The 17,221-nt window shown below is 67.7% G+C and carries 12 protein-coding genes; 9 read left to right on the top strand and 3 right to left on the bottom strand.

All coding sequences use genetic code 11. The features are described from left to right. The 3 genes from QKY98_RS18705 to QKY98_RS18715 all read left to right on the top strand — a co-directional run. Positions 1-3,565, top strand: a 3,565-nt coding sequence (locus QKY98_RS18705) for an Hpt domain-containing protein (protein ID WP_284671380.1), incomplete at its 5' end; no start/stop codon positions are given. Next, complete coding sequence (locus QKY98_RS18710) at positions 3,558-4,577, top strand: chemotaxis protein CheB (RefSeq protein ID WP_284671381.1); 1,020 nt, start codon at positions 3,558-3,560, stop codon at positions 4,575-4,577. The genes QKY98_RS18705 and QKY98_RS18710, both read left to right, overlap by 8 nt. Before the next feature lie 11 nt (positions 4,578-4,588). After that, positions 4,589-5,056: a chemotaxis protein CheW gene (locus tag QKY98_RS18715; protein WP_007161686.1), complete on the top strand. Its 468-nt coding sequence runs from the start codon at positions 4,589-4,591 to the stop codon at positions 5,054-5,056. Here the strand turns inward: QKY98_RS18715 and QKY98_RS18720 are convergent. The 3 genes from QKY98_RS18720 to QKY98_RS18730 all read right to left on the bottom strand — a co-directional run bounded on the left by QKY98_RS18720 (position 5,053) and on the right by QKY98_RS18730 (position 7,922). Continuing rightward, positions 5,053-5,712, bottom strand: a complete 660-nt coding sequence (locus QKY98_RS18720) for an HAD-IA family hydrolase (RefSeq protein ID WP_181109465.1) — start codon at positions 5,710-5,712, stop codon at positions 5,053-5,055. The two genes, QKY98_RS18715 and QKY98_RS18720, sit on opposite strands and share 4 nt — an antisense overlap. 67 nt (positions 5,713-5,779) lie before the next feature. After that, positions 5,780-6,508: a 16S rRNA (uracil(1498)-N(3))-methyltransferase gene (locus QKY98_RS18725; RefSeq protein WP_284671382.1), complete on the bottom strand. Its 729-nt coding sequence runs from the start codon at positions 6,506-6,508 to the stop codon at positions 5,780-5,782. Between the two features lie 13 nt (positions 6,509-6,521). Beyond that, on the bottom strand, positions 6,522-7,922 hold the full coding sequence (locus tag QKY98_RS18730) for an adenosylmethionine--8-amino-7-oxononanoate transaminase (RefSeq protein ID WP_284671383.1): 1,401 nt from the start codon (positions 7,920-7,922) through the stop codon (positions 6,522-6,524). A 174-nt stretch (positions 7,923-8,096) separates the two neighbouring features. Between QKY98_RS18730 and QKY98_RS18735 the strand changes: the two genes are divergently transcribed. The 6 genes from QKY98_RS18735 (at position 8,097) to QKY98_RS18760 (ending at position 17,213) form a co-directional block, all read left to right on the top strand. Then, positions 8,097-9,674, top strand: a complete 1,578-nt coding sequence (locus QKY98_RS18735) for a flavin monoamine oxidase family protein (RefSeq protein WP_115946691.1) — start codon at positions 8,097-8,099, stop codon at positions 9,672-9,674. A 173-nt stretch (positions 9,675-9,847) separates the two neighbouring features. Beyond that, on the top strand, positions 9,848-10,402 hold the full coding sequence (locus tag QKY98_RS18740; protein WP_027598427.1) for a cytochrome b: 555 nt from the start codon (positions 9,848-9,850) through the stop codon (positions 10,400-10,402). Positions 10,403-10,437: 35 nt separating this feature from the next. Then, complete coding sequence (locus tag QKY98_RS18745) at positions 10,438-11,016, top strand: YceI family protein (protein ID WP_007161692.1); 579 nt, start codon at positions 10,438-10,440, stop codon at positions 11,014-11,016. Between the two features lie 346 nt (positions 11,017-11,362). Further along, positions 11,363-12,559 (top strand): efflux RND transporter periplasmic adaptor subunit, encoded by a 1,197-nt coding sequence (locus QKY98_RS18750; RefSeq protein ID WP_027598428.1) that lies wholly within the window; start codon positions 11,363-11,365, stop codon positions 12,557-12,559. Positions 12,560-12,571: 12 nt separating this feature from the next. Next, positions 12,572-15,709: an efflux RND transporter permease subunit gene (locus tag QKY98_RS18755; RefSeq protein WP_027598429.1), complete on the top strand. Its 3,138-nt coding sequence runs from the start codon at positions 12,572-12,574 to the stop codon at positions 15,707-15,709. Between the two features lies 1 nt (position 15,710). After that, the gene (locus QKY98_RS18760) at positions 15,711-17,213 is read left to right on the top strand and encodes an efflux transporter outer membrane subunit (protein WP_284671384.1); all 1,503 of its coding nucleotides are present in this window, start codon (positions 15,711-15,713) and stop codon (positions 17,211-17,213) included. Positions 17,214-17,221: the final 8 nt, after the last annotated feature.

Genomic DNA, 17,221 nt, shown 5'->3' on the forward strand with positions numbered 1-17,221 from the left:
AGCCGAAGCCGAAGCCGAAGCCGAAGCCGAAGCCGAAGCCGAAGCCGAAGCCGAAGCCGAAGCCGAAGCCGAAGCCGAGCCTGACCTCGAGCTGCCGGAAGCGCCGCAGCCGCTGGCAGCGGACAGCGAGCCGGCGGCGGTCGAGGCCGAGACCGCCGAGCCCGTCGATCCGGAGATGCAGCTGATCTTCCTTGAAGAGGCCCAGGATCTGCTGGACAGCGCCGACCGGGCGCTGAAACGCTGGCTGGTGGAGCCGCAGCAGCGCTTCCACCTCGGCACCCTGCAGCGCGATCTGCATACCCTCAAGGGCGGCGCCCACCTCGCCGGGGTGGCGCCGGTCGCGCACCTGGCCACGGAGCTGGACGCCATCTACGAAGGCCTGCTCGACGGCCGTCTCGCCGGCGGTGCCGAACTGGCCCAGCCCCTGCGCGATGCCCATGGCTGCCTGGCGGCGCAACTCGAAGAGCTGGCGGCGGGGGAGCCGGTCAGCGAGCATGCCGACCAGGTCGAGCGCCTGCAGCGGATCCGTAGCGGTCATCTCGATGACCTGCCGGCGCTGGACGACAGCGGATCGGCCCCGGGCGAGCCCGCGCTTGGCGAATCGCTCGCGGACCACCCGGCGGACGCCGAGTCTGCGCTTCGGGAGCCGGCGCCCATGGCGACCGCGCCGGAGGCGGAGGAAGGTCCCGACGCCGAGTTGCTGGCCATCTACATCGAAGAGAGTCGCGACCTGCTCGACAGCATGGCGACCTCGCTGCGCGCCTGGGAAGCCGAGCCGCACAACAGTCTCGAACTGGAATCCCTGCTGCGCGACCTGCACACCCTCAAGGGCGGTGCGCGGCTGGCCGAGGTGGATGCCATCGGCGATCTCGCCCATGCCCTGGAAGCCTTCTACGAAGGGCTGGCGCGCGGACGGATCAAGCCCGGCGCGGACCTGGGCGACCTGCTGCAGCGCTGCCATGACCGCCTGCACGAGCAACTCGAAGCCCTAGCCCGGGGCGAGACCCCGGTCCCGGCCGCCGATCTGATCGCGGCCTTGCGCGACTACCGCGGCGAGCCACTGGCGACCGGCGTGACCGCTGCGGCCGTGGTGGCGGCACCGGTCTTCGATGCCGACACCGATGCGGAAATCCTCGAGATCTTCATCGAGGAAGCCCAGGACCTGCTGGTCAGCATGGACGAGGCCCTGGCGGACTGGGCGGCCGCGCCCGATGTGGCGGTGGACGAATTGTTGCGCTGCCTGCATACCCTCAAGGGTGGCGCGCGCCTGGCCGGTCTGCACGGCCTGGGCGAGCAGGCCCATGAACTGGAACAGCAACTGGCGGAATTGCGCTCGCTCGCCGTGGGGCTGAGCGAGGGCGACCGAGAACGGGTACGCGCCCTGGCGACCCAGGGCGTCGACGGGCTGCAACTGGCGGTCGCCCAGCTGTCGCTGCCGGCTGCCGCCCAGGCGAGTGCGACGGCCGAGCCGGTCGAGACGCTCGAGGCCGAACCGGACGTCGTGCGCGAGGCTGAGCAGCCACCGGTCGCGGACGTCGCCGAGGAGGAAGCGCCTGCCGACCCGGACGTCGAGCCCGCCATCGAGGGCCTGCCTGTTGCCCTGCCTGAGCAAGACAGCGCGGCGGCCCCCGTCATGGTCGCGGCCGAGACACCCGCGGCCCCAGTGGCGCCACTGCCCTTCGTGCTACGCCTGCAGCAGGTCCGCCAGCAGGCGGCGCAGCGGCGTTCGTCCCAGGAGCTGGTGCGGGTACCGGCCGCGCTGCTGGAGCAGCTGGTCAACCTGGCCGGCGAGACCTCGATCTTCCGCGGTCGCGTCGAACAGCAGGTCAGCGACATCGGCACCACCCTCGGCGAGATGGAAGCCACCATCGAGCGGGTGCGCGATCAGCTGCGCCGGCTGGATACCGAGACCCAGGCGCAGATCATCAGTCGTCACCACGAAGACGTGGATCGCGCCGGCTACGAGGATTTCGACCCCCTGGAGCTGGATCGCTATTCCCAGCTGCAGCAGCTGTCCCGCGCCCTGTTCGAATCGGCGTCCGACCTGCTGGATCTGAAGAACACCCTGGGCCAGCGCAATCGCGATGCCGAGACCCTGCTGCTGCAACAGGCGCGGGTCAACACCGAGCTGCAGGAAAGCCTCATGCAGACGCGCATGGTGCCTTTCGAGCGCATGGTGCCGCGCCTGCACCGGGTGGTACGCCAGGTCAGCGCCGAACTGGACAAGCCGATCGAGCTCAGGGTCGGCAACGCCGAAGGCGAGCTGGACCGCACGGTGCTCGAGCGGATCATTCCGCCGCTGGAGCACATGCTGCGCAACGCCATCGACCACGGCGTCGAGGACGCCGCCGGACGCCAGCGCGCCGGCAAGCCGGCCGAAGGCGTGATCAGCCTGGATCTGCGCCGCGAAGGTGGCGACATCATTCTGACCCTGGCCGACGACGGCCGTGGCATCGACCTGGCCGCGGTACGCCGCAAGGCCATCGAGCGCGGCCTGATGGCGGAAGACGCGCAGCTCGCCGATGAGGAGCTGCTGCAATTCATCCTCGAATCGGGCTTCTCCACCGCGCCGACCGTCACCCAGATCTCCGGGCGGGGTGTGGGCATGGACGTGGTGCACCAGGAGGTGAAGCAGCTCGGCGGCAACATGGACATCCACAGCGTGGCGGGCGAGGGGACGCGCTTCACCATTCGCCTGCCGTTCACCGTGTCGGTGAACCGCGCGCTCATGGTGCATGCCGGCGACGACCTCTATGCCGTGCCGCTCAACACCATCGAAGGCATCGTGCGGGTGACCGCGGCCGATCTCGAACGCTATTACCGTCCGGGAGCGGGCACCTTCGAATACGGCGGCCAGCACTATGACCTGCGCTACCTGGGGCACCTGCTCGGCAATGGCCAGCAGCCCAAGCTGAGCGGCCAGAGTCTGCCGCTGCCGGTGGTGCTGGTGCGCGCCGCCGAATACGCGGTGGCGGTACAGGTGGATGCGGTGGCCGGTTCGCGGGAGATCGTGGTGAAGAGCCTGGGTCCGCAATTCGCCGGGGTGCCGGGTCTGTCCGGTGCCACCCTGCTGGGGGACGGGCGCGTGGTGGTGATTCTCGACCTGCTGGCGATGATCCGCAGTCAGCGCGCCAGTGGCGAAGAGCTGGCGCGGCTGGCGCAGGGTCCGGCCACTGTGGCCGAGGTCACCCGACCGGCGCTGGTCATGGTGGTCGACGATTCGGTCACCGTGCGCAAGGTCACCAGCCGCCTGCTGGAACGCCACGGCATGGAGGTCTTCACCGCCAAGGACGGGGTGGACGCCATCGCCCAGTTGCAGGAGCGGCAGCCGGACATCCTGCTGCTGGACATCGAGATGCCGCGCATGGACGGCTTCGAGGTGGCGACCCTGGTGCGCCACGATGCGCGCCTCAAGGACCTGCCGATCGTGATGATCACCTCCCGGACCGGGGAAAAACACCGCGAGCGGGCGCTGAGCCTGGGCGTGAACGAATACCTGGGCAAGCCCTACCAGGAGAGCGAACTCCTGGCCCACATCCATCGGTTGGTCAGGGAACATGACTGAGATGCACACCGCCCGCGTCGCCATCCTGGCCGACAGTCCGCTGCAGCGTCACGTACTGCAGCAGGTGCTGGCCGACAATGGCTATCACGTCGTCCTCAACAGCGATCCGGAGCGCTTCGACGAAGCGGCCTGGCCCTCGGTCGCGACCGACCTGTGGCTGATCGACCTGAGCCAGACCGAGGAATCACCGCTGGTGGACGCGCTGCTGGAGGGGGCCGAAGTGCCCATCCTGTTCGGCGAAGGCCAGGCGCCGGAGCGCTTCACCGACCCCTTCACCCAGTGGGAGAAGCGCCTGATCGGCAAGCTCAAGCGGCTGATCGGCGATCCGGTGGCGGCGGTCGGTCCGGCCTTGGAGACCCTGTTGCAGGACCAGCCGCGACCGCCGCGCCTGACCCTGCCGGAACCCCTAGCCAACCTGCCGCTGCCCGCCGGCGATCCGGCTCCCGAGGTCTGGTTGCTGGCGGCCTCCCTGGGCGGTCCGGCGGCGGTAAAGGCCTTTCTCGACGCCTTGCCGGGCGGTCTGCCGGTCGGTTTCCTCTATGCGCAGCACATCGGTGACGGCTTTGCCGCCAACCTGCTGCGCGCGGTCGGCCGGCACAGTCAGTGGCACATCCAGGGCGTGCGCCCGGGTGAGCCGGTGCGCTGTGGCGAGGTGGTAGTAGTGCCGACCCAGCAGGAGCTCACCTTCCGGGCCAACGGCGCCCTGGACATCGTCGAGCGCGCATGGCCCGAGCCCCATACGCCGTCGATCAGCCAGATGATGCTCAACCTGGCGCAGCACTTCGGCGCCCGCTGCGGGGTCATCGTGTTCAGCGGTATGGGCAACGACGGCACCGCCTCGGCGCCCTATGTGCGGCGGCGCGGTGGCACGCTCTGGACCCAGTCGGCGAGCACCTGCATCGCCCCGAGCATGCCGGAAAGCATGCGCGAATCGGGTCTCGCGACCCTTACCGCCGATCCCCGCGGCCTGGCCGAAGCCCTGGTGGCGCGCCTGGCCGAGCAGCAAAGCTGAAGGAATCTCCCATGTCGACCGCCGCGCCCGCCGAACACCTGACCGGTCTGCTGCTGACCCTGGCCGATCGCACCCTGCTGCTGCCCAACGCGGCGGTGGCCGAGCTGGTGCCCTGTCGCGAGATCCGGCCACTGCCGGTGCAACCCGACTGGTGCCTGGGCCAGGTCGCCTGGCGCGACCTGCGTCTGCCGCTGATCAGTTTCGAGGCGCTGTCCAGTGGCAGCGCCGCGCAATTCGATGGCGATCGCCATGCGCGGGTGGCCATCCTCAACGCCCTGGGTGGGCGTGAGCGGGTGCGCTTCCTGGCCCTGCTGATCCGCAGCATTCCGCGCTCGTTGCGCATCACCCCCGAGCTGGTCGCTGCCGAGGTACCCCTGGCCGCCCTGGAACTGGGCGCCGTGGCCTACGAAGGCGGCACGGCGCGCATTCCCGATCTGATCGGGGTGGAAGAGCGCCTCGCCGCCGCGGGCGTCTTCTAGTCCTTCCGGATCAGGCGCAGGGCGCCGTCTTCATCACGGCTGATGCCGACGCCGCGGTAGTCGGCCAGGGTCGGCAGCCCCAGGTCCAGCGGCTGGCGATGGGTCGCGGTGATGGCCACCGCATCGGCGCCGGCGGCCTTGGCCGCGGCAAAGCCGGCGTGGGCATCCTCGAACACCAGGCAGTCGCCGATCTCCACCCCCAGCTTGCGCGCACCCGCCAGGAAACAGTCCGGCGCGGGCTTGCCCTGGGTGACGTCTTCGGCGCAGATCATCACCGGCGGCAGGGCCATGCCGGCCGCGGCGAGCCGCACTTCGGCCAGCCGGCGCGAAGCCGAGGTGACCAGCGCCCAGCTGCCGGCCGGCAGGCTGGCGAGAAAGGCCGCGGCGCCGGGGATTTCCTGGATATCGGCGACATCGGCGATCTCCAGTTCGGTGATGGCGCGGGTCTCGGCGTCGATGTCCGCGCCCGCCGGGGCGAAGCGCCTGACCGTCTCCACCGCCCGCACCCCGTGCATCACGGCGAGGACGTCCGCCGGATCGAGGCCATGGCCGAGGGCCCAGGTGCTCCAGGCGCGTTCGGCGGAGGCCACGCTGGTGAGCAGGGTGCCGTCCATGTCGAACAGGAAGGCGGCGTAGGGGCGAGAGGGCAGGGTCATCCGGGGCTCCAAAACTATCCGTGGGGAAAGGGACGGACCGCCGCGGGGCAGCGGTCCGGGGGGCAGGTCAGGGGGTCTGGAAATCACCCCAGAGTTGCTGGGCCACGCTCAGGGCCACCACCGGCGCGGTCTCGGTGCGCAGCACCCGCGGCCCTAGGCGGGCCGGCTGGAAACCGGCGGCGCGGGCGGCCGTGACTTCGGTCTCGCTCAGGCCGCCTTCCGGCCCGATCAGCAGGGCCAGGCGGGTGGGGCGGGCATGGCTTTCCAGGGGCTCGGCCACCGGGTGCAGGACCAGCTTGAGATCGGCGTCCAGCCCGGCCTGCCAGTCGGCCAGCAACTGCGGTGGATGGATCAGCGGCACCGTGGAGCGACCGCACTGTTCGCAGGCGCTGATGGCGACCTGGCGCCAGTGCTGCAGGCGCTTGTCGGCGCGTTCGTCCTTGAGGCGCACCTCGCAGCGTTCGCTGACCAGCGGGGTGATCTCGGCCACCCCCAGCTCGGTGGCCTTCTGGATCGCCCAGTCCATGCGCTCGCCGCGGGACAGGCCCTGGCCGAGGTGGATCCGCAATGGCGAATCGGGTTGGCCGGGCAATTCCTTGGTGAGGTCGACGCTGAGGGTCTTCTTGCCCACCTCGGCGACCTGGCCGAGGTATTCGCGGCCGCTGCCGTCGAACAGTTGCACGGCATCCCCCGGCGCCAGGCGCAGCACGCGGCCCAGGTAGTGGGCCTGGGCCTCGGGCAGTTCGAGACGGCCGAGGGCCAGGGGCAGGTCGAGGTGGCAGCGGGTGAGACGCATGGCGGACTCCAGATCAGCCGGGATCGCGGTGGTTGGGGTGCAGGTCGCTCAGGGCGACGCTGACCGAGGTGCGGGTGGCGAGGTCGATGCCTTCGCTCGCCACCTCGGCGAGGAAGTCGATCTGCTCGGGGGTGATCACATAGGGCGGCAGGAAGTAGACCACGTTGCCCAGCGGCCGCAACAGGGCACCGCGGGAGAGGGCGTGCTGGTAGACGGCCAGGCCGCGGCGCTCCTGCCAGGGGTAGGGCGTGCGGCGGGCCTTGTCGGCGGTCATCTCGATGGCCAGGGCCATGCCGGTCTGGCGTACCTCGCCGATCTGGGGGTGCTCGGCCAGGTGCGCGGTGGCCTCGGCCATGCGCCGGGCCAGGGGCTTGTTGGCCTCGATGACGTCGTCCTCGGCGAAGATGTCCAGGGTCGCCAGGGCGGCGGCGCAGGCCAGCGGATTGCCGGTATAGCTGTGGGAATGCAGGAAGGCGCGCAGAGTGTGGTAGTCGTCGTAGAAGGCCTGGTAGACCGCATCGGTGGTCAGGCAGGCGGCCAGCGGCAGGTAGCCGCCGGTCAGGGCCTTGGACAGGCAGAGGAAATCCGGACGGATACCGGCCTGTTCGCAGGCGAACATCGTCCCGGTGCGACCGAAGCCCACGGCGATCTCGTCATGGATCAGGTGCACGCCATAGCGATCGCAGGCCTCGCGCAGGAGGCGCAGATAGACCGGGTGGTACATGCGCATGCCGGTGGCGCCCTGGATCAGCGGCTCGACGATGACCGCGGCGACGCTGGCGTGGTGCTCGGCCAGGGTGCGCTCCATGTGCACGAACATCTGCCGCGAATGCTCTTCCCAGTCCATGCCTTCGGGGCGCAGGTAGCAATCGGGGCTCGGCACTTTGAGGGTGTCCAGCAACAGGCCCTGGTAGGTCTCGGTGAACAGCGCCACGTCGCCCACCGACATGGCCGCCACCGTCTCGCCATGGTAGCTGTTGGTCAGGGTGACGAAGCGGCGCTTGTCCGGCTGGCCCACGTTGCGCCAGTAGTGGTAGCTCATCTTCAGGGCCACCTCGATGCACGAGGAGCCGTTGTCGGCGTAGAACACCCGGTCGAGACCGGCCGGGGTCAGGGCGACCAGGCGCTCGGACAGCTCGATCACCGGCTGGTGACTGAAGCCGGCGAGGATGACGTGCTCCAACTGGTCGACCTGGGCCTTGATGCGGTCGTTGATGCGCGGATTGGCGTGGCCGAAGACATTGACCCACCAGGAACTGACGGCGTCCAGGTAGCGCTTGCCGTCGAAGTCTTCCAGCCAGACGCCCTCGCCGCGGCGGATCGGGATCACCGGCAGCTGCTCGTGATCCTTCATCTGGGTGCAGGGGTGCCAGAGCACCTCCAGGTCACGGCGCATCCAGTCGTGATTGGTCATTGGCGGTCTCCTGGCGACGGGCCCGGCGATAAAAAGGGGGCGCAAGCCTAAGCCAGGGCGCGCGACGGGAGCAAGGCGCGGGCCGATTGCCGGTCGTGGCGCCGTCTGGTTGCCCCGGGGCCGCTGGCGTATGCTGCGCCACCGCCGTTTCCCGGTCCCAGGAGTCTAGAAAAGATGTCGTCGCGTTGGACAGGTTTTACCGTCTGCTTGGCAGCCGGCGTATTCGCTACCAGCCTGAGCGCAGGCGCTGCCGAGAAGGCCCATAAAGAGTCGCACAAGGCGCCGGAAAAGGCTGCCGCGGCGCCCGTCGCGCCCAGTGGTCCTTCGGTGATCGTGGTCGGTGCCGGCATGGCCGGTCTGGCCTCGGCCTATGAACTGCAGCAGGCCGGCTGGAACGTGACCCTGCTGGAAGCCGGCGCGCGCGTCGGCGGTCGCTCCGGTCTCGCCTCCAGCGAATGGATCGGCGACACCAAGGCCCAGCCGGTGCTCAACCACTACCTGGACACCTTCAAGCTCAAGACCGTGGACGCGCCGTCCTTCGTGCGCACCCCGGGCTATCTGATCGACGGCCAGTACTATTCCCAGGACGACCTGGTGCAGAAGATGCCGGCCGTGGCCGATGCCCTGAAGCGCGTCGACAAGTCCCTGGACGACCTGGCCGCCGCCATCAGCGATCCGCTGCAGCCGACCGCCACCCCGACCCTGCACGCCCTCGACCAGATCAATGCCGCCACCTGGCTGGACAAGCAGAATCTGCCGCCGGTGGCCCGCCAACTGATCAACCAGCGCATCCGCGTGCGCTATGACGAGCCCTCGCGGCTGTCGCTGCTCTATCTGGCCCAGCAGACCCGCGTCTATCGCGGCGTCGAGGACAAGGACCTGCGCGCCTCGCGCCTGCCCGGCGGCAGCGACGTCCTGGCCCAGGCCTTCGTCAAGCAGATCAAGACGATCAAGACCGACAGCAAGGTGTCGAGCATCGTCCAGGATCCGAGCGGCGTGACGGTCAAGGCCGGCGCCAATGGCTACAAGGCCGACTACGTGGTGATGGCGGTGCCGCTGCGCGCCCTTGGTCAGGTGCAGATGACCCCGGCGCTGGACGCCACCCAGCAGGCCGCCATCAAGGGCACCACCTATGGCTGGCGCGACCAGATCCTGCTCAAGTTCAAGACCCCGGTGTGGGACAGCAAGTCGCGCATGAGCGGCGAGATCTACAGCGACCAGGGTCTGGGCATGCTGTGGGTGGAACCGGACGTCAAGGGCGGCGCCAATGTGCTGGTCAACCTGGCCGGCGACAGCGCGCGCCTGGTGCAGGCCTTCGGCGACAAGCAGATGGTCGATCAGGTGCTGATTCGCTTCCACGCCCTCTATCCCAAGGCGCGCGGTGCCTTCTCCGGCTACGAAGTCCGTCGCTACAGCCGCGATCCGGGCGTGGGCGGTGCCTACCTGGCCTATGGTCCGGGCCAGATCACCCGCTACTGGCGGCTGTGGGAAAAGCCCACCGGCCGGGTGATCTTTGCCGGCGAGCACACCGATCCGCTGCATCCGGGCACCCTGGAAGGGGCCCTGGCCAGCGGTCAGCGCGCCGCCGGCCAGGTCCGCGACCTCAAGGCCGGCAAGGCCGTGGTGCCGGTCGTCGCCAGCGCCAAGGCCCCGGCTCAGCCGGCTGCCGCGCCCAAGGCCGCCGACGCCGCGCCGGCCAAGGACAGTGGCGAGCACGGCTTCTTCTGGAAGCTGTTCCACTGGTCGTTCTGATCCAGACCCGCGCCGGGAGGCTGCCCCTGCGCAGCCTCCCGGCCGCAGCGGACGGGGCCTCCATGCGCCGTCCGATCCATCGATTCCTTCGATATTGATTCGACACTTTTTCCGCTTTCCATCGATACGTTTGCGGCTAGGCTTAGGCAAAGCTTTTTCAGGAGAGAAAAGCGATGCACTGGCGCAACGATGGCCTTCGCTACGGTCTGGTAAGTCTGGTTCTGCATTGGGTCATGGCCCTGGCGATCGTCGCCATGTTCGCCTCCGGCCTGTGGATGCGCACCCTGGACTACTACGACACCTGGTACCACACCGCCCCCGAACTGCATAAGAGCGCCGGCATCCTCCTGCTGATCGCCCTGGTGCTGCGCCTGCTCTGGCGTCTGGTCAGTCCGCCGCCGCCGGTGGAGGGCAGCCCTCTGGTACGCCGCGCCGCCGGGGCCGGGCACTTCCTGCTCTATGCCTTGATGCTCAGCGTCATGGTGGCCGGCTATCTGATCTCCACCGCCGATGGTGTGGCCATCGATGTCTTCGGCTGGTTCAAGGTGCCGGCGACCCTGAGCGGCCTGCCGGACCAGGCCGATACCGCCGGCAAGATCCACCTCTGGTTCGCCTGGACGCTGATCGTCCTGGCCGGCCTGCACGTGCTGGCCGCGCTCAAGCACCATTTCGTCGACCGCGACGGCACCCTGGTGCGCATGCTCGGCCGGGTCCATACCCCTTCCTGATGTTCGCTTCCCACCACCACATGGAGCTCCATCCAATGCTGAAGAAAACCGTTGCCGCCCTGGCCCTGGGTACCGCTCTGCTGGGCGCCGGCCAGGCCATGGCCGCCGATTACAAGATCGACAAGCAGGGCCAGCACGCCTTCATCCAGTTCCGCATCCAACACCTGGGCTACAGCTGGCTGTACGGCACCTTCAAGGACTTCGACGGCAACTTCAGCTTCGATGCCAAGGATCCGTCCGCCGACAAGATCAAGGTGACCATCAACACCGACAGCGTCGACACCAACCACGCCGAGCGTGACAAGCACCTGCGCAGCGCCGACTTCCTCAACGTCGCCGCCCATCCCCAGGCCAGCTTCGAATCCACCAAGGTCACCCCCACCGGCGACGGCACCGCCGACGTCACCGGCAACCTGACCCTGAACGGCGTGACCAAGCCGGTCACCATCAAGGCCCACTTCATGGGCGAGGGCAAGGATCCGTGGGGCGGCTACCGCGCCGGCTTCGAGGGCACCACCACCCTCAAGCTCAAGGATTTCAACATCCAGAAGGACCTCGGTCCGAAGTCCCAGGAAGTGGAATTCATGCTGTCCTTCGAAGGCGTGCGCCAGTAACGGGACGCCCTCAGGTTGTAACCAAAGATGCCGGATTCGTCCGGCATTTTTATGCCTGGTCGTTTTTGGCGACGAGGCGGGCGCCAGAGGAATCCCCCGGCAGAACTCGCCTTCAGCCTGATGGTCTGCTACCGAGGTCGGTCGTCTGGGCCTGATGTCGTAGGAATAGCCGTTTTCACGAGGCGCCGGAGCCGCCGGCGAGATACCCGAGCATGGCGCTTGGGTTATTTACAAACAGTCGTGAACGTAAGTATATTTGTCTGATAATAATTCCTATGCTCGAGCCGGTGCGGATCCACAAGGCGCGCTGCGCATGCTCATTTCCCCGCTTTCAAGGACTTTTGATATGCAGATCAAGCCGGCGCATGCCTTTTTCGCCCCCGCCCTGCTGGCCGTGGCCCTGGCCCTGGGCGCCTGCGGCAAGCAGGACAACAAGGACCAGCAACAGCAACAGCAGCAGAAGCCCGCGGAGGTCGGGGTGGTGACGATGCAACCCCGCACCGTGACCCTCACCGACGAACTGCCCGGGCGCACCTCGGCCTTCCGCATCGCCGAGGTCCGTCCCCAGGTCAGCGGCATCCTGCTCAAGCGCTACTTCACCGAGGGCGCCGACGTGAAGGCCGGCACCCAGCTCTATCAAATCGATCCGCGCACCTACGAAGCCAACGTCAACTCGGCCAAGGCCTCGCTGGCCCAGGCCCAGGCGACCCTGGCCTCCAACCGGCTCAAGGCCCAGCGCTATGGCGCCCTGGTCAAGGAGCAGGCGATCAGCAAGCAGGAAGCCGACGACGCCCTGTCCATGCAGCGGCAGAACGAAGCCCAGGTGGAATCGGCGAGAGCCGCCCTGCGCAACGCCGAGATCAACCTGGCCTACACCAAGGTCGCCGCGCCGATTTCCGGCCGCATCGGGCGCTCGATGATGACCGAAGGCGCCCTGGTCACCGCCGACCAGACCACCGCCCTGACCAGCATCACCCAGCTCGATCCCATCTATGTCGACGTGACCCAGTCCGCCACCGATCTGCTGCGCCTGCGCCGTGAACTGGACAGCGGTCAGCTGCAGCGCGTGCAGGGCGAGAACGCCGCCGAGGTCAAGCTGATGCTGGAAGACGGCAGCGCCTACAGCCGTCCCGGCAAGCTCAAGTTCGCCGAGGTTTCGGTGGATCAGGGCACCGGCTCGGTGACCATCCGCGCCGAATTCCCCAACCCCGACAAGCTGCTGCTGCCCGGCATGTTCGTGCGTGCCCAGCTGCAGTCCGGCGTTCGCCAGAATGCCCTGCTGGTGCCGCAACAGGGCGTGACCCGCGACATCAAGGGCCAGCCCACCGCCATGGTGGTCAACGGCGAAGGCAAGGTCGAGCAGCGAATCCTCAAGACCGAGCGTACCGTGGGCTCCGACTGGCTGGTCACCGACGGCCTGAAGGCGGGTGACAAGGTCATCACCGAGGGCCTGCAGAAGATCAAGCCGGGCGCCACCGTCACCACCAAGCCGGCGAGCAACATCGCCTCCGCCGAGCAGAAGCCGGCGGGTCAGGCTCAGTAAGGGGAGCGCCCGATGTCCAAGTTCTTCATCGACCGGCCCATCTTCGCCTGGGTGATCGCCCTGGTGATCATGCTCGCCGGTATCCTGTCGATCCTCAATCTGCCGATCAACCAGTACCCGAACATCGCCGCCCCGGCGGTCTCGATCCAGGTGAGCTACCCGGGCGCCTCGGCGCAGACGGTGCAGGACACCGTGGTCCAGGTCATCGAGCAGCAGATGAACGGGATCGACAACCTCAGGTACATCTCCTCGGAGTCCAACTCCGATGGCAGCATGACCATCATCGTGACCTTCAACCAGGGCACCAACTCCGACATCGCCCAGGTCCAGGTGCAGAACAAGCTGCAGCTGGCGACGCCGCTGCTGCCGCAGGAAGTGCAGCAGCAGGGCATGCGCGTGGCCAAGTACCAGCGCAACTTCATGATGGTGGTGGGCCTGGTCTCCATGGACGGCTCCCTGACCAAGGAAGACCTGTCCAACTACATCGTTTCCAACATGCGCGATCCCATCGCGCGGACCAGCGGTGTGGGTGACTTCCAGGTGTTCGGTGCCCAGTACGCCATGCGCATCTGGCTCGATCCGCAGAAGCTGGTGAAGTACCAGCTGACGCCGGTCGACGTCAGCAGCGCCATCCAGAGCCAGAACGTGCAGATCGCCTCCGGTCAGCTCGGCGGCCTGCCGGCGGTGCCGGGGCAACAGCTCAACGCCACCATCATCGGCAAGACCCGCCTGACCAGCGTCGAGGAATTCGGCAAAATCTTCCTCAAGGTCGATCAGAGCGGCGCCCAGGTGCGCCTGCGCGACGTGGCACGGGTGGAGCTGGGGGGCGAGAACTATTCCATCGACGCCCAGTTCGACGGCAAGCCGGCCTCCGGCATGGCCCTGCGTCTGGCCACCGGGGCCAACGCCCTGGATACCGCCAAGGCGGTCCGCGCCACCATCGAGCGGCTCAAGCCGTTCATGCCGCCGGGCATGGAAGTGGTCTATCCCTATGACACCACCCCGGTGGTGACCGCCTCCATCCACGAGGTGGTCAAGACCCTGGGCGAGGCGATCCTGCTGGTGTTCCTGGTGATGTTCCTGTTCCTGCAGAACTTCCGGGCCACCCTGATCCCCACCATCGCCGTACCCGTGGTTCTGCTGGGCACCTTCGCGGTGCTCTTGGCCGCCGGTTTCACCATCAACATCCTGACCATGTTCGGCATGGTGCTCGCCATCGGCCTGCTGGTGGACGATGCCATCGTGGTGGTGGAAAACGTCGAGCGGGTGATGGCCGAGGAGGGGCTCTCGCCCAAGGAGGCGACGCGCAAGTCCATGGGTCAGATCCAGGGCGCCCTGGTCGGTATCGCCATGGTGCTGTCGGCGGTGTTCGTGCCCATGGCCTTCTTTGGCGGCTCCACCGGGGTGATCTATCGCCAGTTCTCCATCACCATCGTTTCCTCGATGGTGCTCTCGGTGCTGGTGGCCCTGATCCTGACTCCGGCGCTGTGCGCCACCCTGCTCAAGCCGGTCAAGCAGGGGCACCACGAGAAGCGCGGTTTCTTCGGCTGGTTCAACCGCAAGTTCGAGAGCGGTCAGCACCGCTACGAGCGCAGCGTGGCCGCGGTGATCCGCCACAAGGTGCCCTTCCTGCTGCTGTACCTGCTGATCGTCGGCGTCATGGTGTTCCTGTTCACCCGCATCCAGTCGTCCTTCCTGCCGGAAGAGGACCAGGGCGTGATCTTCGCCCAGGTCACCACGCCGCCGGGCTCCAGTGCCGAGCGGACGCAGAAGGTGCTCGACACCATGCGCGAGATGATGATGAAGAACGACTCGAGCGCGGTCAGCTCGATGTTCACCGTCAACGGCTTCAACTTCGCCGGTCGCGGCCAGAGTTCGGGTCTGGCGTTCATCCAGCTCAAGCCCTGGGAAGAGCGCCCGGACGCCAAGGACGGGGCCAGTGCCGTGGCCGGTCGCGCCATGGGCTACCTGTCGGGCATCAAGGACGCCATCGTCTACGCCATCGTGCCGCCGGCGGTGCTGGAGCTGGGTAACGCCACCGGCTTCGACTTCTATCTGCAGGACCAGGGCGGCATCGGTCACGAGGCGCTCATGGCCGCGCGCAACCAACTGCTCGGCATGGCCGCGCAGAATCCCAAGCTGATGCAGACCCGTCCCAACGGCCTCAACGACGAGCCGCAATTCAAACTCATCGTCGACGACGAGAAGGTGCGCGCCCTGGGGCTGTCGCAGAGCGACGTCAACCAGACGCTGTCCATCGGCTGGGCGTCCAGCTACGTCAACGACTTCATCGACCGCGGTCGGGTGAAGAAGGTGTACCTGCAGGGCGAAGCCAGCGCGCGGATGAATCCCGAGGACTTCAACAAGTGGTACGTGCGCAACAGCGCGGGCGAGATGGTGCCAGTGTCGGCCTTCGCCCGCGGCGAGTGGATCTACGGCTCGCCCAAGCTGGAGCGCTACAACGGCATCTCCTCGCTGGAGATCCTCGGTTCCGCGGCGCCCGGCTACAGCACCGGTGACGCCATGGCCGAGATCGAGCGCATGGCCAAGGACCTGCCGCAGGGCGTGGGTATCGCCTGGACCGGTCTGTCCTACGAGGAGCGGCTGTCGGGCTCCCAGGCGCCGGCCCTCTACGCCCTGTCGCTGCTGGTGGTGTTCCTCTGCCTGGCGGCGCTGTACGAGAGCTGGTCGATCCCGATCGCGGTCATCCTGGTGGTGCCGCTGGGGGTGGTGGGGGCCTTGCTGGCCACCTACTTCCGTGGCCTGGCCAACGACGTCTTCTTCCAGGTCGGTCTGTTGACGACCATCGGTCTGGCGGCGAAGAACGCCATCCTGATCGTGGAATTCGCCAAGGAGCTGCACGAGGGCGGGAAGAACATCGTCGATGCGGCGGTGGAAGCCTCGCGCATGCGTCTGCGGCCCATCATCATGACCTCCATGGCCTTCATCCTGGGCGTGGTGCCCCTGGCGATCTCCTCGGGCGCGAGCTCCGGCAGCCAGCACGCCGTGGGTACCGGCGTGATCGGCGGCATGCTCACCGCCACGATACTGGCGATCTTCTGGATTCCCATGTTCTACGTGGTGGTCAGCAGCCTGTTCAAGGACAAGGCCACCAAGGACCAGGAAGCCCATGGCAAGGAAGGACACTGATATGAAGAAGTCTCTCTTGGCGGTGGTCGTGGGCATGCTGGCCGTCTCCGGCTGCAGCCTGATCCCCGACTACCAGCGACCCAACGCGCCGGTGGAGAATGCCTGGCCCCATGGCCAGGCCTACGATGCCCTGACGGTCAACCGCGACCAGCAGGCGGCCGACATCGGCTGGCGCGATTTCTATCGCGATCCGGCCCTGCAGCAACTGATCCAGCTCTCGCTGGACAACAACCGCGACCTGCGCCAGGCCGCGCTGAACGTGCGCCTCTACCAGGCGCAGTACCGCGTGCAGCGCGCCGAGCTGTTTCCCGACATCAGTGTCAGCGGCACCGGGACCCGTACCCGCCAGCCGGAAGACCTGAGCCAGGTCTCCGCCATCCGCGAACTGCTCGCCGGCAACAGCGCCAACGGCGCGGGTGGCGGTGGCGGCGGCAGCATCAGCAGCCAGTACAGCGTGACCCTGGGCTTCACCTCCTATGAGCTGGACCTCTTCGGTCGCCTGCGCAGCCTCAGCGAGCAGGCGCTGCTCAACTACTTCGCCACCAGCGAAGGACGTCGCAGCACCCAGATCTCGCTGGTCTCGGAAGTGGCCAACGCCTACTACGCCTGGCTCACCGACCAGCGCATGCTGCAACTGACCCGCGAGACCCTGGACGCCTATCAGCGCTCCTACGACCTGACCCGTCAGACCGTGGAGAACGGCGTGGCCAGTGGCCTGGACCTGCGCCAGTCGCGCACCGCCCTGGAAGGGGCGCGGGCGAATCTGGCGCAATACACCCGCCAGGTGGCCCAGGATCGCAATGCCCTGACCTTGCTGCTGGGCACCTCGATCCCGGCGGACCTGCCGCAGGGCAAGGGCCTGGACGGCAAGGACCTGCTCGCCGAGCTGCCGGCCAACCTGCCGTCGGATCTCCTGCAGAAGCGCCCGGACATCCTCCAGTCCGAGCTGCAGCTGCGCGCCGCCAACGCCAACATCGGCGCGGCGCGGGCGGCCTTCTTCCCGCGCATCAGCCTGACCGCCCAGGGTGGCACGGCCAGTCGCGATCTGAATGGCCTGTTCGACGCCGGCTCCGGCTACTGGACCTTCTCGCCGAGCATCAACATCCCCATCTTCACGGCCGGCAGCCTCAAGGCCAGCCTGGATGCGGCCAGGATCCAGAAGGACATCAACGTCGCCACCTACGAGAAGTCGATCCAGACCGCCTTCCGCGAAGTGGCCGATGCCCTCGCGGCGAAGGGCACCTACGACGACCAGCTGCAGGCCCAGCAGGACCTGGTGCAGGCCAGCCAGGAGTACTACGACCTGGCCAACCTGCGCTATCGCCAGGGCATCGACAACTACCTCACGGTGCTCGACGCCCAGCGCTCGCTGTACAGCGCCCAGCAGCAGCTGATCACCGATCGACTCAACCAGCTCAACAGCGAGGTCACCCTGTACAAGGCCCTCGGCGGTGGCTGGCTGGAGCGTAGCCAGACGCGACCGCCGCTGGCGGCCAGGCCCTGACCCTGCTC

The sequence above is a fragment of the Pseudomonas sp. HR1 genome, from assembly GCF_030175875.1.
GTDB lineage: Bacteria > Pseudomonadota > Gammaproteobacteria > Pseudomonadales > Pseudomonadaceae > Chryseomonas > Chryseomonas oryzihabitans.